At 56.1% G+C, this 25266-nt stretch carries 23 protein-coding genes and 1 pseudogene; 19 read left to right on the top strand and 5 right to left on the bottom strand.

Translation table 11 applies throughout. The annotated features are described in order from the left end of the window. The first annotated feature begins 188 nt into the window (after nt 1-188). Nucleotides 189-1088, top strand: a complete 900-nt coding sequence (locus ACG0Z5_RS15570; protein WP_394448882.1) for a carboxylate/amino acid/amine transporter — start codon at nt 189-191, stop codon at nt 1086-1088. Here the strand turns inward: ACG0Z5_RS15570 and metR are convergent. Further along, nucleotides 976-1929 (bottom strand): HTH-type transcriptional regulator MetR, encoded by a 954-nt coding sequence (gene metR / locus ACG0Z5_RS15565; RefSeq protein ID WP_394448880.1) that lies wholly within the window; start codon nt 1927-1929, stop codon nt 976-978. The genes ACG0Z5_RS15570 and metR overlap by 113 nt on opposite strands. 235 nt (nt 1930-2164) lie before the next feature. Between metR and metE the strand changes: the two genes are divergently transcribed. From metE to ACG0Z5_RS15550, 3 genes and pseudogenes are all read left to right on the top strand, one after another. After that, nucleotides 2165-4426, top strand: a complete 2262-nt coding sequence (gene metE, locus ACG0Z5_RS15560) for a 5-methyltetrahydropteroyltriglutamate--homocysteine S-methyltransferase (protein ID WP_394448878.1) — start codon at nt 2165-2167, stop codon at nt 4424-4426. Nucleotides 4427-4721: 295 nt separating this feature from the next. After that, nucleotides 4722-4880, top strand: a pseudogene (locus tag ACG0Z5_RS15555) (ash family protein); the annotation flags it as partial. 3 nt (nt 4881-4883) lie between these two features. Continuing rightward, nucleotides 4884-5339, top strand: a complete 456-nt coding sequence (locus ACG0Z5_RS15550) for a hypothetical protein (RefSeq protein ID WP_394449021.1) — start codon at nt 4884-4886, stop codon at nt 5337-5339. A gap of 45 nt (nt 5340-5384) precedes the next feature. Here the strand turns inward: ACG0Z5_RS15550 and ACG0Z5_RS15545 are convergent, their stop codons facing one another. Further along, a complete protein-coding gene (locus ACG0Z5_RS15545) occupies nt 5385-6194 on the bottom strand; it encodes a dienelactone hydrolase family protein (RefSeq protein WP_394448876.1) in 810 nt (269 codons plus the stop codon). A 257-nt stretch (nt 6195-6451) separates the two neighbouring features. On the opposite strand from ACG0Z5_RS15545, the gene udp reads away from it, so the two are divergent. The 9 genes from udp (at nt 6452) to tatD (ending at nt 14417) form a co-directional block, all read left to right on the top strand. Beyond that, the gene (udp, locus tag ACG0Z5_RS15540; protein ID WP_319629658.1) at nt 6452-7213 is read left to right on the top strand and encodes a uridine phosphorylase; all 762 of its coding nucleotides are present in this window, start codon (nt 6452-6454) and stop codon (nt 7211-7213) included. Nucleotides 7214-7369: 156 nt separating this feature from the next. After that, nucleotides 7370-8821, top strand: a complete 1452-nt coding sequence (gene rmuC, locus ACG0Z5_RS15535; protein ID WP_394448873.1) for a DNA recombination protein RmuC — start codon at nt 7370-7372, stop codon at nt 8819-8821. Between the two features lie 66 nt (nt 8822-8887). Continuing rightward, a complete protein-coding gene (ubiE, locus tag ACG0Z5_RS15530; RefSeq protein ID WP_319629656.1) occupies nt 8888-9643 on the top strand; it encodes a bifunctional demethylmenaquinone methyltransferase/2-methoxy-6-polyprenyl-1,4-benzoquinol methylase UbiE in 756 nt (251 codons plus the stop codon). Nucleotides 9644-9655: 12 nt separating this feature from the next. After that, nucleotides 9656-10261 carry a ubiquinone biosynthesis protein UbiJ gene (ubiJ, locus tag ACG0Z5_RS15525; RefSeq protein ID WP_394448869.1) on the top strand — a complete coding sequence of 202 codons (606 nt, stop codon included), beginning with the start codon at nt 9656-9658 and terminating at the stop codon, nt 10259-10261. Further along, entirely contained in the window at nt 10258-11898 is a 1641-nt protein-coding gene (ubiB, locus tag ACG0Z5_RS15520; protein WP_394448867.1) for a ubiquinone biosynthesis regulatory protein kinase UbiB, read from the top strand. Before ubiJ ends, ubiB begins: the two co-directional genes overlap by 4 nt. Nucleotides 11899-11974: 76 nt before the next feature. Next, entirely contained in the window at nt 11975-12238 is a 264-nt protein-coding gene (tatA, locus tag ACG0Z5_RS15515; RefSeq protein WP_394448865.1) for a Sec-independent protein translocase subunit TatA, read from the top strand. A gap of 3 nt (nt 12239-12241) precedes the next feature. Next, nucleotides 12242-12796, top strand: a complete 555-nt coding sequence (gene tatB / locus ACG0Z5_RS15510) for a Sec-independent protein translocase protein TatB (RefSeq protein ID WP_394448863.1) — start codon at nt 12242-12244, stop codon at nt 12794-12796. 2 nt (nt 12797-12798) lie between these two features. Then, the gene (gene tatC, locus ACG0Z5_RS15505) at nt 12799-13575 is read left to right on the top strand and encodes a Sec-independent protein translocase subunit TatC (RefSeq protein ID WP_394448861.1); all 777 of its coding nucleotides are present in this window, start codon (nt 12799-12801) and stop codon (nt 13573-13575) included. A gap of 59 nt (nt 13576-13634) precedes the next feature. After that, a complete protein-coding gene (tatD, locus tag ACG0Z5_RS15500; RefSeq protein ID WP_394448859.1) occupies nt 13635-14417 on the top strand; it encodes a 3'-5' ssDNA/RNA exonuclease TatD in 783 nt (260 codons plus the stop codon). A 2-nt stretch (nt 14418-14419) separates the two neighbouring features. Here the strand turns inward: tatD and rfaH are convergent, their stop codons facing one another. After that, nucleotides 14420-14908, bottom strand: a complete 489-nt coding sequence (gene rfaH / locus ACG0Z5_RS15495) for a transcription/translation regulatory transformer protein RfaH (protein WP_394448857.1) — start codon at nt 14906-14908, stop codon at nt 14420-14422. Between the two features lie 173 nt (nt 14909-15081). Here rfaH and ubiD point away from each other — a divergent pair, with 173 nt between their 5' ends. Next, on the top strand, nt 15082-16581 hold the full coding sequence (ubiD, locus tag ACG0Z5_RS15490) for a 4-hydroxy-3-polyprenylbenzoate decarboxylase (protein ID WP_394449006.1): 1500 nt from the start codon (nt 15082-15084) through the stop codon (nt 16579-16581). Continuing rightward, nucleotides 16578-17279, top strand: a complete 702-nt coding sequence (gene fre, locus ACG0Z5_RS15485) for an NAD(P)H-flavin reductase (RefSeq protein ID WP_319629648.1) — start codon at nt 16578-16580, stop codon at nt 17277-17279. The genes ubiD and fre overlap by 4 nt, the downstream gene beginning before the upstream one ends. 182 nt (nt 17280-17461) lie before the next feature. Here the strand turns inward: fre and fadA are convergent, their stop codons facing one another. Together fadA and fadB are read right to left on the bottom strand one after the other, a co-directional pair. After that, a complete protein-coding gene (fadA, locus tag ACG0Z5_RS15480; protein ID WP_394448855.1) occupies nt 17462-18625 on the bottom strand; it encodes an acetyl-CoA C-acyltransferase FadA in 1164 nt (387 codons plus the stop codon). A 9-nt stretch (nt 18626-18634) separates the two neighbouring features. Further along, nucleotides 18635-20824: a fatty acid oxidation complex subunit alpha FadB gene (fadB, locus tag ACG0Z5_RS15475; RefSeq protein ID WP_394448853.1), complete on the bottom strand. Its 2190-nt coding sequence runs from the start codon at nt 20822-20824 to the stop codon at nt 18635-18637. A gap of 188 nt (nt 20825-21012) precedes the next feature. On the opposite strand from fadB, the gene pepQ reads away from it, so the two are divergent. The 4 genes from pepQ to hemG are packed head-to-tail and all read left to right on the top strand — an operon-like array spanning nt 21013 to nt 24996. Further along, the gene (gene pepQ, locus ACG0Z5_RS15470) at nt 21013-22344 is read left to right on the top strand and encodes a Xaa-Pro dipeptidase (protein WP_394448851.1); all 1332 of its coding nucleotides are present in this window, start codon (nt 21013-21015) and stop codon (nt 22342-22344) included. Then, a complete protein-coding gene (locus tag ACG0Z5_RS15465; protein ID WP_394448848.1) occupies nt 22344-22958 on the top strand; it encodes an IMPACT family protein in 615 nt (204 codons plus the stop codon). Before pepQ ends, ACG0Z5_RS15465 begins: the two co-directional genes overlap by 1 nt. Before the next feature lie 41 nt (nt 22959-22999). Further along, entirely contained in the window at nt 23000-24451 is a 1452-nt protein-coding gene (gene trkH, locus ACG0Z5_RS15460; protein WP_394448845.1) for a Trk system potassium transporter TrkH, read from the top strand. A gap of 11 nt (nt 24452-24462) precedes the next feature. Further along, nucleotides 24463-24996: a menaquinone-dependent protoporphyrinogen IX dehydrogenase gene (hemG, locus tag ACG0Z5_RS15455; protein WP_394448841.1), complete on the top strand. Its 534-nt coding sequence runs from the start codon at nt 24463-24465 to the stop codon at nt 24994-24996. The last annotated feature ends 270 nt before the right edge of the window (nt 24997-25266 follow it).

Here is a 25266-nt window from a genome sequence, read left to right as displayed (position 1 = left end):
CGATCCTGAAAAAACGCCTGATTGGGGATACGAATCAGTATTCCTGCAATCGGATGACTTAACTATCAGTAATGGCCTAAATAGCGGTGGGAAAACGCTGGCGCACAATGCGACTGTTCTTTATTTGTTCAGTTGTCAACCGAAGACTCCGCTACAATGCCCGCAACCTTTCCTGAGAGAGTCTCATCGTGGCGTTATTGATTATCACCACCGTTCTGTGGGCGTTTTCCTTTAGCCTGATTGGCGAATACCTGGCTGGAAGCGTCGACAGCTATTTTTCCGTGCTGATGCGCGTGGGCCTCGCGGCGCTGGTTTTCCTGCCGTTTCTGCGGGCGCGCTCGCAGTCTGCGAAAGTCCTGCTGATGTACATGCTGGTGGGCGCGATGCAGCTCGGGATCATGTATCTGCTGGCGTTCCGGGCGTATCTGTACCTGACGGTCTCTGAGTTCCTGCTGTTCACGGTGCTGACGCCGCTGTACATCACTCTGATTTATGACCTGATGAGTCAGCGTCCGCTGCGCTGGGGGTATCTGCTGAGTGCGATGCTGGCGGTGGTGGGCGCGGCGATCATTCGCTACGACCACGTTAGCCCGCACTTCTGGACCGGGCTGCTGCTGGTGCAGCTGTCGAATATCAGCTTTGCCCTCGGTATGGTGGGGTACAAGCGCTTAATGGAAATCCATCCGATGCCGCAGCATAACGCCTTCGCGTGGTTTTATATGGGCGCGTTTCTGGTGGCGGTGGTGGCGTGGTTCCTGCTTGGCAACCCGAACAAGCTGCCAACAACTTCACTGCAATGGGGCATTCTGGTATGGCTGGGCGTGGTGGCCTCGGGTATGGGGTACTTCATGTGGAACTATGGCGCCACCCAGGTGGACGCCGGAACGCTTGGGATCATGAACAACATGCATGTGCCCGCCGGGCTGTTGGTGAATCTGGCTATCTGGCAACAGCAGCCGCACTGGCCGAGCTTTATTACAGGAGCGTTGGTGATTGTGGCTTCGCTATGGGTCCATCGCTATTGGGTCGCTCCGCGCTCCGCACAAACGGCAGATGATCGCAGGCGTGATTCCGCGCTGAACGAATAAACGCTTCCGTCACCGGCTGACGCTGCTCGCCATCGCGCACCGCGGCGTACAGTCGGCTCCACAGGCCATCCCCCAGGGTTTTGGTGACCACCAGACCCTGGCGTTCAAAACTCTCCACCACCCAATGCGGCAGGGCGGCAATGCCCATCTTCGCCGCCACCATCTGAATCAACAGCAGGGTATTATCCACGCTTTTCAGCGACGGGCTGACGCCTGCCGGTTGCAGGAAATGCCGCCAGATATCCAGCCGTTGGCGCTGTACCGGGTAAATCAGCAGCGATTCGCTGGCGATATCTTCCGGGGTAATGCGCGCTTTCGCTGCCAGCGGATGCTCCGGGGCCATCACCAGACGCACTTCATAATCGAACATTGGCGAATAGTGCAGACCGCTGCGCGGCAGAATGTCGGAGGTCAGGACGATATCCAGCTCGCCCTGCTGTAACGCAGGCTGTGGGTCAAAAGTCACGCCGGATTTAAAGTCCATCTCGACCTGCGGCCAGCCCGCGCGAAAGTTCTCCAGCGCCGGGGTTAGCCACTGAATACAGCTATGGCATTCGATAGCGATGCGCAGTGTGGTTTGCTGCGGCTCATTGCAGGCCTGCAATGCGCGGCTAATCTGCGGCAGCACCTGGCTTGCCAGCTGCAACAGGATCTCGCCCTGCGGGGTAAAGCGCAACGGCTGGCTCTTACGCACAAACAGACGGAAGCCAAGGCGCTGCTCCAGATCGCTGAACTGGTGAGAAAGCGCAGATTGCGTCTGGTGCAGCATGGCCGCCGCGGCGGCGAGCGATCCGCTACTCCGTAACGCCTGCAGCGTTTTCAGGTGTTTTATCTCGATCATGAAAGTCCTTCACTCCGGCATGAATAAATTGCGCTTGAGGATCATACAGTACCTTTACATTATAGATGTGTAAACATCCAGACGGCTAAATCCTTCGTCTTTTAAATTTATGGTGCGTTGGCTGCGTTTCCTCACCCCGGTCACTTACTTATGTAAGCTCCCGGGGATGAGCAAACTTGCCGCCTTCCCTAAATTCAAAATCCATAGGATTGACAATTAATTAGAGGAAGAACACATGACAATTCGCAACCACACCCTCGGATTCCCTCGCGTTGGCCTACGCCGCGAACTGAAAAAAGCACAAGAGAGCTACTGGGCGGGCAACAGCAGCCGTGAAGACCTGCTGGCGACCGGCCGTGAACTGCGCGCTCGCCACTGGCAGCAGCAGCAGGATGCTGGCGTGGATCTCCTGCCGGTGGGCGATTTCGCCTGGTACGACCATGTTCTGACCACCAGCCTGCTGCTGGGCAACGTGCCGGCTCGTCATCAGAACAAAGACGGCTCAGTCGATATCGACACGCTGTTCCGCATTGGTCGTGGCCGTGCGCCAACCGGCGAACCGGCGGCAGCGGCAGAAATGACCAAATGGTTTAACACCAACTATCATTATATGGTGCCGGAATTCACCCAAGGTCAGGAATTCAAACTGACCTGGACCCAGCTGTTGGATGAAGTTGACGAAGCGCTGGCCCTGGGCCACAACGTGAAACCGGTCCTGCTCGGGCCGGTGACTTACCTGTGGCTGGGTAAAGTGAAAGGCGAGCAGTTTGACCGCCTCAGCCTGCTGAACGACATTCTGCCGGTGTACCAGCAGGTGCTGGCGGAGCTGGCAAAACGTGGCGTTGAGTGGGTACAAATCGATGAACCGATCCTGGTTCTGGAGCTGCCGCGTCCGTGGCTCGACGCGTTCCAGCCTGCCTATGAGGCGCTGCAAGGCCAGGTTAAGCTGCTGCTGACCACCTATTTCGAAGGCGTTACCCCGAACCTCGACACCATCACCGCGCTGCCGGTGCAGGGTCTGCATGTCGATCTGGTTCACGGTAACGATGAGGTGGCGGAACTGCACCAGCGTCTGCCTGCCGACTGGCTGCTGTCTGCGGGTCTGATCAACGGGCGTAACGTCTGGCGTGCCGATCTGACCGAGAAATATGCACAGATCAAAGAGATCGTCGGGAAACGTGCGCTGTGGGTGGCCTCTTCCTGTTCCCTGCTGCACAGCCCGATCGACCTGAGCGTGGAGACGCGTCTCGATGCGGAAGTGAAAAGCTGGTTCGCCTTTGCCCTGCAAAAATGTCAGGAGCTGGCGCTGCTGCGTGATGCTCTGAACAGCGGCGACACCGCGGGCATCACCGAATGGAGTGCGCCAATTCAGGCCCGTCGTCACTCTTCCCGCGTCCATAATGCGGCCGTCGAAAAACGTCTGGCGGCGATTACCGCCCAGGACAGCCAGCGTAACCGCCCGTATGCCGAACGTGCTGAAGCCCAGCGCGCACGCTTCAACCTGCCTGCCTGGCCGACCACCACTATCGGTTCCTTCCCGCAGACCACCGAGATCCGCGGCCTGCGCCTCGACTTCAAAAAAGGTGCGCTGGATGCCAATAACTATCGCACCGGTATCGCGGAACACATCAAACAGGCGATCGTTGAGCAGGAACGCCTGGGCCTGGACGTGCTGGTCCACGGTGAAGCCGAGCGTAACGACATGGTGGAATATTTCGGTGAGCATCTGGACGGGTTCGTCTTCACCCAGAACGGCTGGGTGCAGAGCTACGGTTCCCGCTGTGTGAAGCCGCCGGTGGTGATTGGCGATATTAGCCGCCCGAAAGCGATCACCGTGGAGTGGGCGAAGTATGCCCAGTCGCTGACCGACAAACCGGTGAAAGGGATGCTGACTGGCCCGGTGACTATTCTTTGCTGGTCCTTCCCGCGTGAAGACGTGACCCGTGAAACCATCGCCAAGCAGATTGCACTGGCCCTACGTGACGAAGTGGCGGATCTGGAAGCGGCAGGCATTGGCATCATCCAGATTGACGAACCCGCGCTGCGCGAAGGTCTGCCGTTGCGTAGACGCGACTGGGAAGCCTATCTGGCGTGGGGCGTGGAAGCCTTCCGCATCAACGCCGCGGTGGCGAAAGACGAAACGCAGATCCACACCCACATGTGTTACTGCGAGTTCAACGACATTATGGATTCTATTGCCGCGCTGGATGCAGACGTGATCACCATCGAGACCTCACGTTCCGACATGGAGCTGCTGGAGTCGTTTGAGGAGTTCGAGTACCCGAACGAAATCGGCCCGGGCGTGTATGACATTCACTCCCCCAACGTGCCAAGCGTGGAATGGATTGAAGCCCTGCTGCAAAAAGCCGCCCAGCGTATTCCGGCTGAGCGTCTGTGGGTCAACCCGGACTGCGGCCTGAAAACTCGCGGCTGGCCGGAAACCCGTGCTGCACTGGCGAATATGGTGAAAGCGGCGCAGAACCTGCGTCAGGCGTAAGGTAACAATGCCACATTGCCCGGCGGCGCGATGCTTGCCGGGCCTACGTGATTCAGCGTGTAGGCCTGGCAAGCTTGCGCCGCCGGGCGGTTCATCGCAATAAAATCCATGTATTTAGAAGGGTTTATTTTGAAAGCTGAAACGTGCTCGCAAAACGGAAAGCAACTCGGCTGCAACGCGATAAACCGCTATCTTTATAACCCCGGTATTCGTAAGGTGATGGCGTTGCGGTCAATCCCGCAACCGGGCGTAGGAACCTGTATAAAACATAAGTGGGCACAGATTTTTCTGTGTTATGTCAGCGTACATCTCAGTAAACTCTCTGGTGACGTTGGCGGGGCAACCGAAAGGTTGGCCGGTTTCACTTGTGTCCGGTATTCCTACCCCCGTCAGCGTCACCACCTGTGAGCGTAGGAACTCCAGCGGTGACTCCTTAAAAAACACAAGGAATTGCCAAATGACTACAGCATCAAGCCAAACCCTCTCTGAAGATGATCTGCAAGAAATCCAGGAAGCACTTGATATTCCCCTGTCGGGATCTGCTGACCTTTTTACCGCTGCGGACTTTTGCGGCACCCTGGTCAGTGTAATGGTGGAGTGTGGGGACAAATACTACCGACTGGCGCTATGCGGGCGCTTATCACACGCGCTGACAGTACTGCGTCAGCGCTGCGTGGACGTAATGCCCGACTGGATGGTCAGCCAACTGACGGTGGAAACGGTCCCTTTATCCACCTTGCCGGAGAGCTGGCAGGAGACCGATCTGCTGCTGGATTATGCCCAGGCATTAACCCTGACATTAAGTGGCGGCACGCTTCTGGCGAAAAACGGTCAGGATCTGGCGGGTTTACTGCACGATGTGGTGTATTTTCTGGTGGATGAACTCAAATCCCCCCGGTTTGAAAAAGCCTAAATAGTGAGTTTTTGCCCGGCAGTTGCCGGGCAATCAAGGCTTTGTTTATCCTTTCTTCCCGCCGTACTGCGCAAACCACGCCAGCATTCTCTGCCAGCCGTCTTTGGCCGACTCTTCGTGATAGCTCGGACGATAGTCGGCGTTAAACGCATGTCCGGCTTCCGGGTAAACAATAATGTCTGCTTTGGCGTTTGCCGCCCGCAGCGCCTGACGCATGGTCTCCACGCTCTCCAGCGTAATGCCGGTATCCTGGCCGCCGTACAGGCCGAGCACTGGCGCGGTCAAGTCGATTGCGATATCGACCGGATGCTTCGGTGAATTCAGCGATTTGTCACCCACCAGTTTGCCGTACCACGCCACCGCCGCTTTCAGCTGTGGATTATGCGCCGCGTACAGCCACGCTATGCGACCGCCCCAGCAAAAACCGGTGATCAGCAGGCGATTGGCATCGCCACCGTTGCGCGAGGCCCAGCTGGCAACGTGGTCGAGATCTGCCAGCACCTGAGCATCAGGCACTTTCGACACCAGGCCGCTGAACAGCGTCGGGATGTCAGCATAATCATTCGGATCGCCCTGACGGAAATAGAGCTCCGGCGCGATCGCCAGATAGCCTTCCCCCGCCAAACGACGGCAGACGTCGCGGATGTGCTCGTGCACGCCGAAAATTTCCTGCACCACAATCACCACCGGCAACGGGCCGTCGGTATTTTTTGGCCGGGCATGAAACGCAGGCATGTTTTCGCCCTGCGACGGGATCGACGTCTCCCCCGAAACGATCGCGTCTTCCGGGGTCAGAATGAGGGTTGAGGCGTGAGGTGCTGCAGCCGGTGCAAAGCCGGGTTGTTTATCTGTCATGGTCTTCTCCGTACCCATCTATTTAGCGCAGTGATAAATATAGTCCGCAGGTTAACAATTCACAGTGCCAGAAAACGGCTATCTTATGTGCAGTGGTTATCATTACCGCTTGTTAATGTGATGTGAATCACTTTTTATAAGAAAACTAATGCAAACATTTTCACTCATAGTGATGATTGTCACGAAAATGTGTCCAAAGCTTCGGTAGAGTACGTTTTTGCTTCTGCTGACAACTCGACCCAGAGAGGAGTTTTTATATGTCTAAGTCTGATGTTTTTCATCTCGGCCTCACCAAGAACGATTTACAAGGGGCAACGCTCGCTATCGTCCCGGGCGATCCGGAGCGTGTGGAAAAGATCGCCGCGCTGATGGACAAGCCGGTTAAGCTGGCATCGCATCGTGAATTCACCTCCTGGCGTGCAGAGCTGGACGGTAAAGCGGTTATCGTGTGTTCCACCGGTATCGGCGGTCCCTCCACCTCGATTGCAGTAGAAGAACTGGCCCAGCTGGGCATCCGTACTTTCCTGCGCGTGGGCACCACGGGCGCTATCCAGCCAAACATTAACGTCGGCGACGTGCTGGTCACCACCGCGTCCGTGCGTCTGGACGGTGCCAGCCTGCATTTCGCCCCGATGGAATACCCGGCAGTCGCTGATTTCGCCTGTACCACTGCGCTGGTTGAAGCGGCAAAATCCGTTGGCGCCACCACCCACATCGGTGTGACCGCGTCTTCCGACACCTTCTACCCAGGCCAGGAACGTTACGACACCTTCTCCGGTCGCGTGGTAAACCGCTACAAAGGCTCCATGGAAGAGTGGCAGTCGATGGGCGTGATGAACTATGAAATGGAATCCGCCACCCTGCTGACTATGTGTTCCAGCCAGGGCCTGCGCGCGGGCATGGTTGCGGGCGTTATCGTCAACCGCACCCAGCAAGAAATCCCGAACGCGGAAACCATGAAGAAAACCGAAAGCCATGCGGTGAAAATCGTGGTCGAAGCGGCACGCCGCCTGCTGTAATTCCTCTGCTTTATGAAAAGGCCGACGTGTTCGGCCTTTTCTTTTTTGCGTACATCCTCGCAGGAAAACCCTTTTAAACTGGACATTTATACAGCACAATCCACAATTCTACGTTGTGTCGGTATTGTGCCGATAAGTTGTTGAGCAGGGGGAGCCGTGGATATTTCAATCATCATCAGCGCAGTGGCTGCACTGATTGTCGGGGCCGCGTTTGGCTGGCTGGCGAGCAAATCACATGCCGACCGGCTGCGGGCTGATTTCATCGAAGAGCGGCACGATATCGATATTGAACTGGCTGCGGCGAAGCAACAGCTGGCGCAGAATGCCCACTGGCGCGATGAATGTGAACTGCTGAATAACGAATTGCGCAACCTGCGGGAGATTAACACCTCGCTGGAAGCCGATCTGCGTGAAGTGACTACCCGCCTCGAATCGACCCAATTGCACGCCGAAGATAAAATTCGCCAGATGGTGAACAGCGAACAACGCCTGAGCGAGCAGTTTGAAAACCTCGCCAATCGTATTTTTGAGCACAGTAATCGCCGGGTCGACGAACAGAATCGTCAGAGCCTGCACGGCCTGCTCACGCCGCTGCGCGAACAGCTCGATGGCTTCCGTCGCCAGGTGCAGGACAGCTTCGGCAAAGAGGCACAGGAACGCCACACCCTGGCCCATGAAATTCGTAATCTGCAGCAGCTTAATGCGCAGATGGCCCAGGAAGCGGTCAACCTGACCAAAGCGCTGAAGGGCGATAACAAAACCCAGGGCAACTGGGGGGAAGTGGTCCTGACGCGCGTTCTGGAGGCATCCGGCCTGCGGGAAGGCCACGAATATCAGACTCAGGTCAGTATCGAAACCGATGCCCGTGCCCGAATGCAGCCCGATGTGATCGTGCGTTTGCCGCAGGGAAAAGACGTGGTGATCGACGCCAAAATGACGCTTATCGCCTACGAGCGTTTCTTTAATGCAGAAGAAGATTACGTGCGTGAAGCCGCGCTGCAAGAGCATATCGCCTCGGTGCGCAACCACATTCGTCTCCTGGGCCGTAAAGATTATCAGCAGTTGCCGGGCCTGCGCTCGCTGGACTATGTGCTGATGTTTATCCCGGTGGAGCCTGCGTTCCTGTTGGCTATCGATCGACAGCCAGACCTGATTACCGAAGCGCTCCGAAACAACATCATGCTGGTCAGCCCAACCACGCTGCTGGTGGCGCTGCGCACCATTGCGAACCTCTGGCGCTATGAGCATCAGAGCCGTAATGCCCAGCAGATTGCCGATCGCGCCAGCCGCCTGTACGACAAAATGCGGCTGTTTGTCGATGATATGTCGGCGATTGGGCAGGGGCTGGATAAGGCCCAGGATAACTACCGCCAGGCCATGAAAAAACTCGCCTCCGGGCGCGGAAACCTGCTGGCGCAGGCAGAATCCTTCCGGGGCTTAGGCGTTGAAGTGAAACGTGAAATTAACCCTGATTTGGCCGAACAGGCGACGGCGCAGGAAGAGGCATTTGACCCCGACAACCGCGCATTACATGACGATGCGGCACGTTTGTCGGCCTCTGATGAACCGTCTGAAACTGAGGCGCATCGCGTTTCCCGGCACGGTTGAAGCGTAGGGGAAATGCGCCCAATCTGTTACACTCCTGGTACATTTTCTTGATAGGCAGACATTGAGATGGTTGAGGATTCACAAGAAACGACGCACTTTGGCTTCCAGACAGTAGCCAAATCGCAGAAAGAGGACATGGTGGCGCATGTATTCCATTCTGTTGCCGCTAAGTATGATGTTATGAACGACCTGATGTCGTTCGGGATCCATCGCTTGTGGAAACGCTTCACCATTGATTGCAGCGGCGTCCGCCGTGGGCAAAAAGTGCTGGATTTAGCAGGCGGTACTGGCGACCTGACGGCGAAATTCTCCCGTCTGGTGGGCGAAACCGGTAGTGTCGTGCTGGCTGATATCAACGAATCGATGCTCAAAATGGGCCGCGAAAAGCTGCGCAATATCGGCGTGATTGGCAATGTGGAATACGTGCAGGCCAACGCGGAAGCGCTGCCGTTCCCGGACAACACGTTTGACTGCATCACCATTTCCTTTGGCCTGCGTAACGTTACCGACAAAGAAAAAGCGCTGCGTTCTATGTATCGCGTGCTGAAACCGGGTGGACGTTTGCTGGTGCTGGAGTTCTCCAAACCCATCCTCGACCCATTAAGCAAAGCCTATGACGCCTACTCATTCCATGTGCTGCCGCGTGTGGGGGAGTTAGTGGCGAAAGACGGCGAAAGCTATCGCTATCTGGCGGAATCCATCCGTATGCATCCCGATCAGGACACCCTGAAAGCGATGATGCAGGATGCCGGTTTCGACAACGTGGATTACTACAACCTGACGGCCGGTATCGTCGCGTTGCACCGCGGGTATAAGTTCTGACAGGAGTTCGCCATGCCTTTTCAACCTATGGTCACTGCGGGCATTGAAGGTGCGCTTAACACCTTTTTGTGGCGCGAACGTGCGCTCAAACCTGCCCGTCAGCGTCTGCTGGGCAAGGTGCTGCGCGTTGAGCTAAAAGAGTTCACGGCCCCGCTGGTGCTGGTTTTCAGCGAGCAGCAGATTGATGTCCTGAGCGCGTGGGAAGGCGAGGCGGATTGCACCGTCAGTACCCGCATCGGCGTGTTGCCGCAGCTGCGTAACCGCCAGCAGTTGACGTCCCTGATCCGTTCGGGTGACCTCGAAGTGCAGGGTGATCTTCAGGTGGTGCAAAATTTTGTCGCGCTGGCCGATCTGGCCGAGTTCGATCCTGCTGAACTGCTGGCCCCGTATACCGGCGATATCGTTGCCGAAGGCGTCAGTAAAGTGCTGCGCGGCGGGGCGAGCTTCCTGCAGCGCGGTGTGCAACGCCAGCAGCGCTATGTGGCGGAAGTCATTACCGAAGAGTGGCGCATGGCGCCGGGTTCGCTGGAAGTGGCCTGGTTTGCCGAAGAGAGCGCTGCCGTCGCGCGCGCCGTTGAAGCCTTAACCAAACGGCTGGAAAATCTGGAGGGGAAATGACGCCAGGAGAAATTCGGCGCCTGTATTTTATCATCCGCACCTTTTTGAGTTACGGGCTTGATGAGCTCATTCCCAAAATGCGTATCACGCTGCCGCTTCGACTCTGGCGGCGGATGCTGTTCTGGATGCCCAACCGCCATAAAGATTTACCGTTAGGCGATCGCCTGCGCCTTGCCTTGCAGGAGCTCGGCCCGGTCTGGATCAAGTTTGGCCAGATGCTGTCCACCCGCCGTGACCTTTTCCCCCCTCAAATCGCCGATCAGCTGGCTATGCTGCAGGACCGCGTCGCCCCGTTTGATGGGAAGCTTGCGAAGCAGCAAATTGAAAAATCGATGGGGGATATTCCTGTTGAGAGCTGGTTCGACGATTTTGACATTCAGCCGCTGGCCTCGGCGTCTATTGCTCAGGTGCACACCGCCCGTCTGAAAGAGAACGGCAAAGAGGTGGTCATCAAGGTGATTCGCCCGGATATCCTGCCGATCATTAAAGCGGACATGAAGCTGATTTACCGTCTTGCGCGCTGGGTGCCCCGTTTGCTGCCCGACGGTCGCCGTCTGCGTCCGCAGGAAGTGGTAAAAGAGTATGAAAAAACGCTGCTTGATGAGCTGAATTTGCTGCGTGAAGCGGCCAACGCCATTCAGCTGCGCCGCAATTTTGAAGACAGCCCGATGCTCTATGTGCCGGAAGTCTATTCCGACTATTGTCGCGAAGACATGCTGGTGATGGAGCGCATTTACGGCATTCCGGTGTCGGATGTTGAAACGCTGGAAAAACAGAATACCAACATGAAACTGCTGGCCGAACGCGGCGTGCAGGTGTTCTTCACGCAGGTGTTCCGCGACAGCTTCTTCCATGCCGACATGCACCCGGGCAATATCTTCGTTAGCTACGAGCACCCGGAGGATCCGCAGTATATCGGCATCGACTGCGGCATTGTGGGCTCGCTGAATAAGGAAGATAAGCGCTATCTGGCGGAAAACTTTATCGCTTTCTTTAACCGCGATTACCGCAAAGTGGCTGAACTGCATGTGGATTCCGGCTGGGTGCCGCCCGATACCAACGTGGAAGAGTTTGAATTTGCTATCCGCACGGTCTGCGAGCCCATCTTCGAGAAGCCGCTGGCAGAGATCTCATTTGGTCACGTGCTGTTGAATCTGTTTAACACCGCGCGCCGCTTTAATATGGAAGTGCAGCCGCAACTGGTTTTACTTCAGAAAACATTACTTTACGTTGAGGGGGTAGGCCGCCAGCTCTATCCTCAGTTAGACTTATGGAAGACAGCGAAACCTTTCCTTGAATCATGGCTCAAAGATCAGGTAGGTATTCCGGCGCTGATTCGGGCGTTTAAAGAAAAAGCGCCGTTCTGGATCGAAAAAATGCCGGAAATGCCGGAACTGATTTACGACAGTTTGCGCCAGGGCAAAAGTATTCAGCGGAGCATTGATAAAATCGCCCGCGAGATGGGAACCAACCATGTCCGACAAGGGCAATCCCGCTATCTGTTTGGCGTGGGTGCCGTGTTGATGTTGAGTGGAACCTTGCTATTGATAACCCGTCCTGATTTGGGGCTGCATCCCGTAGGTTTGATGGGGGCAGGGGTTGTTGCCTGGTTGATTGGCTGGTTTAAAGGCCGCTGATTTTTGCATCATTCAGACGAAGGCGTGTAAGCTACACGCCAGTGGATCCATTATCATCTGACACAGAGGAACATGTATGGGTGGTATCAGTATTTGGCAGTTGTTGATTGTCGTCGTTATCGTGGTTCTGCTTTTCGGGACGAAAAAGCTGAGCTCATTGGGATCTGACCTGGGTGCGTCTATCAAGGGCTTTAAAAAAGCCATGGGTGATGAAGACGACAAACAGGAAAAGAAAGAGCCTTCCGCTGAAGACGCTGATTTCCCTGCGAAATCACTGTCTGAAAAGCCGGGTGATTCCAGCAAAGACGATGCAAAACGCCACGATAAAGAGCAGGTGTAATTCGTGTTCGACATTGGTTTCAGTGAACTGATCCTGGTTTTCGTTATTGGCCTGATTGTCCTCGGGCCAAAACGGCTGCCGGTGGCAGTGAAAACGGTGGCTGGCTGGATACGGGCGATCCGTTCGCTGGCAACCACCGTACAAAACGAACTGGCTCAGGAGCTGAAGCTCCAGGAGTTTCAGGACAGCCTGAAGAAGGTGGAAAAGGCGAGTCTCGGCAACCTGTCGCCGGAGCTGAAGGAGTCAATGGACGAGCTGCGTGAAGCGGCGGAATCCATGAAACGCTCTTATACCCAGGCCGATCCTGAACGCGCCAGCGATGAAGCCAACACCATCCATAACCCGGTGGTGAAGGGCAGCGAAGCGCAGCGCGAGGGCGTGACGCCGGTGACGCCTGAGCATCACGCCAGTGCGGAAGCTCAGGCACCCGACGTAACGGACGTGACGGAAGAACCCATCGAGCACGCCCCGGAAACCGACGTTTCTACAGCGAAAGTTACCGCGCCAACTGCCGCACCGGCTTCCTCCCCTTCCCCTGCAAACAGCGATAAACCGTAATCATGGGCGTAGAAGAGACTCAACCGCTGATCTCGCATTTGATTGAGCTGCGTAAGCGCCTAATCAATTGCATTATCGCGGTATTCGCAATTTTTCTGGCGTTGGTGTATTTCGCCAACGACATTTATCAACTGGTGGCCTCGCCGCTGATCAAGCAGATGCCCGCTGGCGCAACGATGATTGCGACCGATGTGGCATCGCCGTTTTTCACGCCGATCAAGCTGACCTTTATGGTCTCGGTGATCCTCTCGGCACCGGTTATCCTTCATCAAGTCTGGGCGTTCATTGCCCCGGCGCTATACAAACATGAGCGTCGTCTGGTGGTGCCGCTGCTGGTATCCAGTACGCTGCTGTTCTACATCGGCATGGCGTTTGCCTACTTTGTGGTGTTCCCGTTAGCGTTTGGCTTCCTGACCCATACCGCGCCGATTGGCGTGCAGGTATCGACGGACATCCGCAGTTATCTCGATTTCGTGATGGCGCTGTTTATGGCCTTCGGCGTGTCGTTTGAAGTGCCGGTTGCCATCGTGCTGTTGTGCTGGGTAGGCGTGACAACTCCGGATGACCTGCGTAAGAAGCGCCCATACGTTTTGGTGGGAGCGTTCGTGGTCGGGATGCTGTTAACCCCGCCGGACGTGTTCTCACAAACGCTGCTCGCCATTCCAATGTATTGCCTGTTTGAAGTCGGGGTGTTCTTCGCCCGGTTCTATACCGGCAAACGGCTGTCGCGAGATGAAGACGCCGCAGCGGAAGAAGAAGCCGCCGGGAAAGAAGAATAATTAGTCGTTGAAAAGAATAAACAGCCGCCCGAAAGGGCGGTTGTCGTATGGGAGGCACCATGTTTGATATTGGCGTTAATCTGACCAGTTCTCAGTTTTCCCGCGACCGTGATGAGGTTGTGGAACGCGCGTTTGCTACTGGGCTGAAAGGAATGCTGATAACCGGCACCAATCCGGAAGAGAGCGACGCGGCACAGCAGCTGACGCAGCGCTATAAAAACTGTTGGTCCACGGCGGGGGTCCATCCTCACGACAGCAGCCGGTGGACACCGGAAGTGGCTGACACTCTCCGTCGCCTGGCGCAGATGCCTGGCGTGGTCGCGGTAGGTGAATGTGGGCTCGACTTTAATCGCAATTTCTCCACCCCGCAGGAACAGGAAACCGCCTTCAGCGCGCAACTGGCATTGGCCGCTGAGTTGAAGATGCCCGTTTTCCTGCACTGTCGCGAGGCGCATGAACGCTTTATCGCATTGTTAACGCCGTGGCTCGATAAGCTGCCGGGTGCCGTGCTGCACTGTTTTACCGGCACGTGGGAAGAACTTCAGGAGTGCCTGGCGCACGGGCTGTATATCGGCATTACCGGATGGGTGTGCGATGAGCGTCGCGGGTTAGAGCTGCGCGACTTGCTGCCGTTTATTCCGGCGGAGCGCCTGCTGATCGAGACCGATGCGCCGTGGCTGCTGCCGCGCGATTTGTCACCCAAACCGTCTTCGCGGCGCAATGAACCGGCCCATTTACCTCACATTTTGCAGCGTATTGCGCACTGGCGTGGCGAAGACGTACAGGCGCTGTCAGACATGACCGACAGGAATGTGAAAAAGGTGTTTGGGATAGATTTTTGACGTCAGACTTTGCGGAAATCGGTGTTTTTCACACTCTGTAAAACCTGCTTGTTCAACAGATTCAGCAGCAGCATGGAACGTGCTTCGCCGTCGGGTTCGGTAAATATGGCCTGTAACCCTTCGAACGCCCCTTCGGTGATCACCACGTCATCGCCGGCGTAGGGCGTGTCGGGATCGGTTATGCCTTCCGGGGTGTGGATAGAGAGCTGGTGAATCACGTTGGACGGCACCATCGCGGGCTGCATGCCAAAGCGGACGAAATGGCTGACGCCGCGGGTGGCGTTAATGGTCGTGGTGTGAATAACCTCCGGGTCAAACTCCACGAACAGATAGTTGGGGAACAGCGGTTCATCCACGGTCGTGCGCTTGCCGCGGATGATTTTTTCCAGCGCAATAGTGGGCATCAGGCAATTCACCGCCTGGCGTTCAAGATGTTCCTGGGCGCGCTGAAGTTGCCCACGTTTGCAGTACAGTAAATACCAGGCTTGCATAATGACTCTTTCTCTTAATTCTGATGAAAGCATAACAAAAGCCAGGCGTGATAGCGAAAGGCTTTGTGCCCGGGCAGGGCATCTCTACCTTCACCCTAATTTAACAAAATTACAGCATCCCGCGTCTGAAGGCCGTATAATGAGGCCCTTACGAAGAGGCCATGACTGACCCCATGAAATACCATGATTTGCGCGACTTTCTGACACAACTGGAACAACAGGGCGAGCTGAAACGCATCTCTCTGCCAGTCGACCCCCATCTGGAAATCACCGAGATTGCCGATCGCACCTTGCGTGCGGGTGGCCCGGCGCTGCTGTTTGAAAATCCTAAAGGATTCGACATGCCGGTGTTGTGCAACCTGTTCGGCACGCCGAAGCGCGTGGCTATGGGGATGGGACAGGAAGACGTGAGCGCACTGCGTGACGTGGGGAAACTGCTGGCGTTCCTGAAAGAGCCGGAACCGCCAAAAGGGTTCCGCGATTTGTTTGATAAGCTGCCACAGTTCAAACAAGTGCTGAACATGCCGACCAAACGCCTGCGTGGCGCGCCGTGTCAGCAAAAAGTCACCCAGGGTGATGACGTTGATTTGAACCGCATTCCGATCATGACCTGCTGGCCGGAAGATGCCGCCCCGCTGATCACCTGGGGTTTGACAGTGACGCGGGGGCCGCATAAAGAACGGCAGAATCTTGGTATTTATCGTCAGCAGCTTATAGGCAAAAACAAATTGATTATGCGTTGGCTGTCGCATCGCGGCGGCGCGCTTGATTTCCAGGAGTGGTGTGCGGCGCATCCGGGCGAACGTTTCCCGGTCTCCGTGGCGCTGGGCGCTGACCCGGCCACCATTCTTGCGGCGGTGACGCCGGTGCCTGATACCCTGTCAGAATATGCGTTTGCCGGGCTGTTGCGCGGCACCAAAACCGAAGTGGTTAAATGCTTGTCGAACGACCTCGAAGTGCCAGCCAGCGCGGAAATCGTGCTTGAAGGGTATATCGAAGCCGGCGAGATGGCACCGGAAGGGCCGTACGGCGATCACACCGGTTACTACAATGAAGTGGACAGCTTCCCGGTCTTTACCGTCACCCATGTGACCCAGCGTGAAGATGCGATTTATCATTCCACTTATACTGGCCGTCCACCGGATGAACCGGCGGTGCTGGGCGTGGCGCTGAACGAAGTGTTTGTGCCTATTCTGCAGAAGCAGTTCCCGGAAATTGTTGATTTTTATCTGCCGCCGGAAGGGTGTTCTTATCGCCTCGCCGTGGTGACGATGAAAAAGCAGTACGCCGGCCATGCCAAGCGGGTAATGATGGGCGTGTGGTCTTTCCTGCGCCAGTTTATGTACACCAAATTTGTGATTGTCTGCGATGACGACGTGAACGCCCGTGACTGGAACGACGTTATCTGGGCGATTACCACGCGTATGGATCCCGCCCGTGATACGGTGCTGGTCGAAAATACGCCGATAGATTATCTGGACTTCGCCTCGCCGGTTTCCGGTTTAGGCTCGAAAATGGGGCTGGATGCCACGAATAAATGGCCTGGCGAAACCCAACGTGAGTGGGGACGTCCAATCAAGAAAGATCCCGAAGTGACGGCGCGAGTTGACGCCATTTGGGATGAGCTGGCTATCTTTAATGACGAGAATAGACCCGACAGAGGGAGCGCATGACAACCTTAAGCTGTAAAGTCACTTCGGTAGATGCCATTACCGACACGGTATACCGCGTTCGTTTAGAACCGGAAGCGGCCTTTTCCTTCCGCGCGGGCCAGTATCTGATGGTGGTAATGGACGAACGTGATAAGCGTCCGTTCTCTATGGCGTCCACGCCTGCCGAGCAGAACATTATTGAGCTGCATATCGGCGCGTCAGAGCTGAATCTGTACGCGATGGCGGTGATGGACCGAATTCTCAAAGAGCGTGAGGTTGTGGTTGATATCCCCCACGGCGAGGCATGGCTGCGCGACGATAACGAGCGCCCGCTGGTGCTGATTGCGGGTGGCACAGGCTTCTCGTACGTACGTTCTATTCTGCTCACCGCGCTGGCGCAAAACCCAAATCGTGATATCGCGATTTACTGGGGCGGGCGTGAAGAGAAGCATCTGTACGATTTATCAGAGCTGGAAGCGCTGTCGGTGAACCATCCGAATCTGCGCGTTGAACCTGTGGTTGAGCAGCCGGAAGAGGGCTGGCGTGGCCGGTCTGGCACCGTGTTAACGGCAGTATTGCAGGATTACGGCACGCTGGCGGAGCACGATATCTATATTGCTGGACGTTTTGAGATGGCGAAAATTGCCCGGGACCTGTTCTGCAATGAGCGGAATGCCCGTGAAGACCGCCTGTTCGGCGATGCGTTTTCGTTCATTTAAATAAAAAACCCGCCCCTGACAGGCGGGAAAAACGGCAACTAAATTCTCCCCCGTCATAATTCACGTTGCCTCTTTGTTGGCTGCCTTCGTTCACCCCGGTCACATAGTTATCTATGCTCCCGGGGATTCGCTCAGTTGCCGCCGCGATGCAGCGCGAATTATTTAGGGGTTTAATTCTTCGATTAGACCCGTTCAATCACCGTCGCAATACCCTGACCCAGACCGATACACATTGTCGCCAGACCGAACTGGGCGTCTTTGCGTTCCATCAGGTTAATAAGCGTGGTGGTGATACGTGCCCCGGAACAGCCCAGCGGGTGACCGAGGGCGATCGCCCCGCCGTTGAGGTTGATCTTCTCGTCTATCTGCTCCATCAAACCCAGATCTTTAATGCACGGCAGGATCTGCGCGGCAAAGGCTTCATTCATCTCAAACAGGTCGATATCGCTGGCGGACAGCCCGGCTTTTTTCAGCGCCAGTTTTGACGCCGGAACCGGCCCATATCCCATGATTGACGGATCGCAGCCCACCACCGCCATTGAACGCACGCGAGCACGGATCTTCAGACCCAGTTCACGTGCCCGGCTTTCGCTCATCACCAGCAGGGCGGCGGCACCGTCGGACAGTGCCGATGACGTTCCCGCCGTAACGGTGCCGGTCACCGGGTCAAACGCCGGACGCAGCGTAGACAGCGCTTCGACGGTAGTTTCCGGACGGATCACTTCGTCGTAGGTGAACTGCTTCAGCACGCCGTCAGCGTCGTGACCGCCGGTCGGGATGATTTCACTTTTAAACGCGCCGGACTGCGTTGCAGCCCAGGCGCGAGCGTGAGAGCGGGCAGCAAACGCATCCTGCATTTCACGACTGATACCGTGCAGGCGCGACAGCATTTCTGCGGTCAGGCCCATCATTCCGGCCGCTTTCGCCACGTTACGGCTCATGCCCGGATGGAAATCCACGCCGTGGCTCATCGGCACGTGGCCCATGTGCTCCACGCCGCCAACCAAACACGCCTGTGCGTCGCCGGTCATGATCATGCGAGCCGCGTCGTGCAGCGCCTGCATGGAAGAACCACACAGACGGTTGACGGTGACCGCCGGAACGGAGTGCGGAATTTCAGCCAGCAGTGACGCGTTTCGCGCAATGTTGAAGCCTTGCTCCAGCGTCTGCTGCACGCAGCCCCAGTAAATATCGTCCAGCGCCGCAGGATCCAACGCCGGGTTACGTGCCAGCAGGCTACGCATCAGATGGGCGGAGAGGTCTTCCGCCCGTACGTTACGGAATGCGCCGCCTTTTGAACGGCCCATCGGGGTACGAATTGCATCGACAATGACAACCTGTTCCATTGTGACTCCTTAAGCCGTTTTCAGCTCACCCACCGGACGGGCAGGTTCAACCGGTGGATAATATGCTTCATTGTGGCGCGCTTTGTTGCGCAGGCCTTCCGGCACGTCGTACAGCGGGCCGAGATGCTGATACTGCTGCGCCATGTCGAGGTACTTCGCGCTGCCGAGCGTATCCAGCCAGCGGAACGCGCCGCCGTGGAACGGAGGGAAACCGAGACCGTACACCAGCGCCATGTCTGCTTCCGCTGGGCTTGCGATAATGCCTTCTTCCAGGCAACGCACCACTTCGTTGACCATCGGGATCATCATGCGGGCGATAATGTCTTCGTCGCTGAATTCACGTTTGGCCTGACTGACGTCCGCCAGCAGCGCTTCAACCGCAGGATCTTCCTCTTTCTTCGGCTTGCCCTTGCTGTCTTCTTTATAACACCAGAAACCGAGGCCATTTTTCTGGCCGTAGCGGCTGGCTTCGAACAGGGTATCAATCGCATCGCGGTAATCTTTCTGCATCCGCTGTGGGAAGCCAGCAGCCATCACGGCCTGCGCGTGATGCGCGGTATCGATGCCAACCACGTCCAGCAGATAGGCCGGGCCCATTGGCCAGCCGAATACTTTTTCCATCACTTTGTCGACTTTGTGGAAGTCGGCCCCGTCGCGCAGCAGCTGGCTGAACCCGGCAAAGTAAGGGAACAGCACGCGGTTGACGAAGAAGCCTGGGCAGTCATTCACCACGATCGGCGTTTTGCCCATTTTGCTGGCCCACGCGACCACTTTGGCGATGGTGTCTTCTGAAGTTTTCTCCCCGCGGATAACCTCAACCAGCGGCATACGGTGCACCGGGTTAAAGAAGTGCATCCCGCAGAAGTTTTCCGGACGCTTGAGGACGCTGGCCAGTTCGCCAATCGGAATGGTCGAGGTGTTTGACGCCAGTACCGTGTCCGGGCGCACTCTGTCTTCGGTCTCAGCGAGAACGGCTTTCTTCACTTTCGGGTTTTCTACAACCGCTTCGACGACGACATCGACGCGTTCAAATCCGGCGTAATCGAGAGTGGGATGAATCGTTGAGATGATGCTGGCCAGCTTCAGACCGTTGATTTTTCCGCGTTCCAGCTGTTTATTCAGCAGCTTGGCAGCTTCGTTCATCCCGAGGGTCAACGATTTGTCGTTGATATCCTTCATGATAACCGGCACGCCTTTCCAGGCTGACTGGTAAGCAATGCCGCCCCCCATGATCCCGGCCCCGAGTACGGCGGCCTGTTTTGGGGTCTCGACATTTTTGGTCAGCTTCTTGGCCTGACCTTTGACGAACTGGTCGTTAAGGAATATGCCGACCAGCGCGCGGGCTTCATTCGAGTGTGCCAGCGGAACAAAACTTTGATTCTCAAGCACCAGGGCCTGGTCACGGCCTAAGCGGGCCGCGGCTTCAATGGTTTTCACCGCAGTGATCGGGGCTGGATAGTGTTTGCCCGCCGTCTGCATCACCATGCCTTTGGCGATAGTGAAACTCATGGTGGCTTCAATTTTACTGAGTTTCAGTGGCTCAAGCTTCGGCTGACGTTTGGCTTTCCAGTCCAGATCGCCGTTAATCGCCTGACGCAGGACGGTAATCGCGCCTTCACGCAGTTTTTCCGCTTTCACAATGCCATCGACCAGGCCGATTTTGAGCGCTTCGTCCGCGCCCACGTCTTTGCCAGCGGCGATGATTTCCAGGGCGCTATCAGCCCCGAGCAGGCGTGGCAAACGAACTGAGCCGCCAAAGCCCGGCATGATCCCGAGTTTGGTTTCCGGCAGGCCGATCCGCAGATCCGGCGTCGCCAGACGGTAATCGGTCGCCAGCACGCATTCGCAACCGCCACCCAGCGCGTAGCCATTGACGGCAGAAATCGTCGGGACCGGCAGGTCTTCCAGACGACAGAACACGCTGTTCGCAAAGTGCAGCCATTGGCTGAGCTGTTCCGGTGGCACCTGGAACAGGGAGAGGAATTCAGTGATGTCCGCGCCGACGATAAATGCCGCTTTTTCAGAACGCAGCAGTAAGCCTTTAAGGCCTGGCTGTTTTTCGAGAACGTCCAACGCCTGGCCGAGGCTGGCTACGGTTGCGGTATCGAGCTTGTTGACCGAGCCGGGGGCATCGAACACCAGTTCGGCAATGCCATCTTCCAGCCAGTCGAGGTACAGGGTGTCGCCTTTGTAAAGCATGTCAGTCTCCTGAATCCAGTACGGTTACTGGTCTTACCAGATGAGACGGAGTGTGGATTTTATGTTAATAAATTGCAAATTACTCTTTAAGAAAATGACGTCTGGATCACGCTCGGCAGAAATCACGCAGTGCTAAACCGATGTGCTAAGATGCGGGGAATTAGGGCAAAAACAGAGAAGGGTAAAACATGGATTCACTGGCCACACTCTATAAAAATCATATTGCTACGTTGCAGGAACGCACGCGTGACGTACTGGACCGCTTTAAGCTCGACGCGCTGTTAATTCACTCTGGCGAGCTGGTTAACGTCTTCCTCGACGATCATCCTTACCCGTTCAAAGTGAACCCGCAATTTAAGGCCTGGGTGCCGGTGACGCAGGTGCCAAACTGTTGGCTGCTGGTGGATGGCGTTAATAAACCGAAGCTGTGGTTCTATCTGCCGGTGGATTACTGGCATAACGTTGAGCCGCTGCCATCTTCCTTCTGGACTGAAGACGTAGAGGTTATTGCGCTGCCAAAAGCTGACGGTATAGGCAGTCAGCTGCCTGCGGCTCGCGGCAACATCGCCTACATTGGCCCAGTGGCTGAACGCGCGCTGGGGCTGGATATTACTGCCGCCAACATTAACCCGAAAGGGGTGATTGATTACCTGCATTACTATCGCTCTTATAAAACCGATTACGAACTCTCCTGTATGCGCGAAGCGCAGAAAATGGCGGTGAATGGCCATCAGGCGGCGCATGAAGCGTTCCTGTCCGGGATGAGCGAGTTCGACATTAACCTCGCGTATCTGACCGCCACCGGTCATCGTGATACTGACGTGCCTTACAGCAACATCGTGGCGCTCAACGAGCATGCGTCAGTGCTGCACTACACCAAACTGGATCATCGCGCGCCGTCTGAAATGCGCAGCTTCCTGTTGGATGCGGGCGCTGAGTATAACGGTTATGCCGCTGACCTGACCCGCACCTGGGCCGGGAACGCCGATACCGAGTTTGCGCAGCTGATTAAAGACGTCAATACCGAGCAGCTGGCGCTTATCGACACGTTGAAAACAGGCGTGAGCTACGTTGACTATCACATCCAGTTCCATCAACGCATCGCCAAACTGCTGCGTAAGCATCAGCTGATTACCGATATGAGCGAAGAGGCGATGGTGGATAACGATATTACCGGGCCGTTTATGCCGCACGGGATTGGGCATCCACTGGGCCTGCAGGTTCACGACGTGGCGGGCTTCATGCAGGACGATAAAGGTACGCACCTTGCCGCACCGTCGAAATACCCTTACCTGCGTTGTACCCGTATTCTGCAACCGCGCATGGTGTTGACCATCGAACCGGGGATCTACTTTATTGAGTCGCTGCTGGCGCCGTGGCGTGAAGGGCAATTCAGCAAGCATTTCAACTGGCAGAAGATTGATGCCATGAAGCCGTTTGGGGGGATCCGCATCGAAGATAACGTAGTGCTCCACGAAAACAGCATCGAAAACATGACCCGGGATCTGAAGCTGGCCTGATGGACAGTTGGCTGATCCCGGCCGCGCCGGTGACCGTGGTCGACGAAATCAAAAAGAGCCGCTTCATTACCTTACTCGCCCATACTGAGGGCGTGGAAGCGGCGAAAGCGTTTGTCGAATCGGTCAGGGCGGAACACCCGGATGCGCGTCACCATTGCGTGGCGTGGGTTGCCGGGCCGCCCAACGACTCGCAACAGCTGGGTTTCTCCGATGACGGTGAACCGGCGGGTACGGCAGGTAAACCGATGCTCGCCCAGTTGATGGGCAGTGGCGTCGGGGAAATAACCGCCGTGGTGGTGCGCTACTACGGCGGTATTTTGCTGGGCACGGGTGGCCTGGTGAAAGCCTACGGTGGCGGAGTGCACCAGGCCTTGGCAGAACTCACGACGCAGCGCAAGACGCCGTTGACCGAATATACTTTGCAGTGCGAGTACGGACTGCTGGCCGGTGTCGAATCCCTGCTGGCGCAATTTTCCGGTAAAGTTGTCAGCAGTGATTATCAGGCCGATGTGCATCTTCGGGTGGCGCTTCCGCAGGCCGAACTGGCGGCTTTTTCGACAAGACTGGCGGATTTTAGCCGCGGCGCGTTGCAATTGCGCCCGATTGGCGAATAATCCCCGGTCTACTTTTTTGCTTATCAAAGGAAGCGGCAGAGATGCATTTTCGCGCCATTACCCGAATCGTTGGACTGCTGGTTATTCTGTTTTCGGGGACGATGATCGTTCCTGGGCTGGTGGCATTGATCTACCGGGACGGGGCTGGGCGGGCATTTACTCAGACCTTTTTTGTGGCGCTGGCGATTGGCTCCCTGCTGTGGTGGCCGAACCGTAAACAAAAGGGCGAACTGAAATCCCGCGAGGGGTTTCTGATTGTCGTGCTGTTCTGGACCGTGCTGGGGAGCGTGGGTGCGCTGCCGTTCATCTTCTCGGAACAGCCGAACCTGACCATTACTGACGCCTTCTTTGAATCTTTCTCAGGGCTGACCACCACGGGCGCAACCACGCTGGTGGGGCTCGACTCTTTACCGCATGCCATCCTCTTTTATCGTCAGATGCTGCAATGGTTCGGCGGGATGGGGATAATCGTACTGGCGGTCGCTATCCTGCCAATCCTTGGCGTGGGCGGGATGCAGCTGTATCGTGCGGAAATGCCGGGGCCGCTGAAGGATAACAAGATGCGGCCACGAATTGCCGAAACGGCCAAAACGCTGTGGCTTATTTATGTGTTGTTGACCGTCGCCTGCGCACTGGCGCTATGGTTTGCCGGAATGCCTGCTTTCGATGCCATTGGGCATAGCTTCTCAACCATTGCTATCGGCGGTTTTTCTACCCATGACGCCAGCGTGGGGTATTTCGACAGCCCGACCATCAACACCATTATTGCTATCTTCCTGCTTATCTCAGGCTGTAACTACGGTCTGCACTTCTCTTTATTAAGCGGTCGCAATATGAAGGTGTACTGGCGTGATCCGGAATTCCGCATGTTTATCGGCGTGCAGCTGACGTTGGTGGTTATCTGTACGCTGGTGCTGTTACTGCACAATGTTTACGCCTCGGCGGTCACGACCCTCAACCAGGCCTTCTTCCAGGTGGTATCGATGGCGACCACGGCAGGCTTTACGACCGACAGCATTGCGCGCTGGCCACTGTTCCTGCCGGTGCTGTTACTGTGCTCTGCCTTTATCGGTGGCTGTGCGGGGTCAACCGGCGGTGGCCTGAAGGTGATTCGTATCTTGCTGTTGTTTAAACAGGGGAACCGCGAACTCAAACGTCTGGTGCATCCGAATGCGGTATATAGCATCAAGCTGGGCAACCGTGCGCTGCCGGAACGTATTCTCGAAGCGGTGTGGGGATTCTTCTCCGCCTATGCGCTGGTGTTCATCGTCAGTATGCTGGCGATTATTGCCACCGGCGTGGATGATTTCTCGGCCTTTGCGTCCGTCGTCGCCACGCTGAACAATCTCGGCCCGGGCCTGGGTGTCGTGGCGGATAACTTTGCCAGTATGAACCCGGTGGCTAAATGGATCCTGATCGCCAACATGCTGTTTGGTCGTCTGGAAGTCTTCACTCTGTTGGTGCTCTTTACACCGACTTTCTGGCGCGAATAACAGGAGCGTTTGTGAAAATATTGATTCTCTTCTCCACCCGGGATGGGCAAACGCGTGAGATTGCCGCGTCACTGGCGACTGAACTGAAAGAGCTGGCCTTCGATGCAGACATCGTTAACCTGCACCGGGCCGACAATATCGACTGGTCCGCGTATGACGGCGTGGTGATCGGCGCCTCTATACGTTACGGCCATTTCCATGCGGCACTGGATAGCTTTGTGAAAAAGCATCAGCACTCTCTGGCGCAGCTACCAAGCGCATTCTATTCCGTGAACCTCGTAGCGCGTAAACCTGAGAAGCGTACCCCGCAGACCAACAGCTATACCCGTAAGTTCTTACTCGGTTCTCCGTGGGCTCCCGATCTCTGCGCGGTGTTTGCCGGGGCGCTGCGTTACCCACGTTATAGTTGGTATGACCGAATGATGATCCGCCTGATTATGAAGATGACAGGGGGTGAAACCGATACGCGTAAAGAAGTGGTGTATACCGACTGGCAGCAAGTCGCTCATTTTGCTCGTGAAATCGCTCAACTTGTACGCAAATAGGCGTAAAAAACGGCATGGCGCCTGGAAATTGAGCGGTCGGAAAGTTTTTTTGAATTTAGACTTGCCGTCTCAGAATAACTCCCTATAATGCGCCTCCACTGACACGGAACAACGGCAAGCAAGCCGCCGGGTCAGCAGGGTTTCTCCGGAAATTCTGACAGAGAAAAGCGAAAATAATTGCTTGACTCTGAATGAGGAAAGCGTAATATACGCCACCTCGAGTTAGCAAGCGAAAGCGCGTAACTCACTGCTCTTTAACAATTTATCAGA

Origin of the sequence: Scandinavium sp. M-37 (assembly GCF_043558715.1) — a bacterium.
In the GTDB taxonomy this organism is placed as follows: domain Bacteria; phylum Pseudomonadota; class Gammaproteobacteria; order Enterobacterales; family Enterobacteriaceae; genus Scandinavium; species Scandinavium vulneris_A.
The sequence above is the reverse complement of the archived record's forward strand: the minus strand, read 5'-3'. Positions and strand labels throughout refer to the sequence as shown.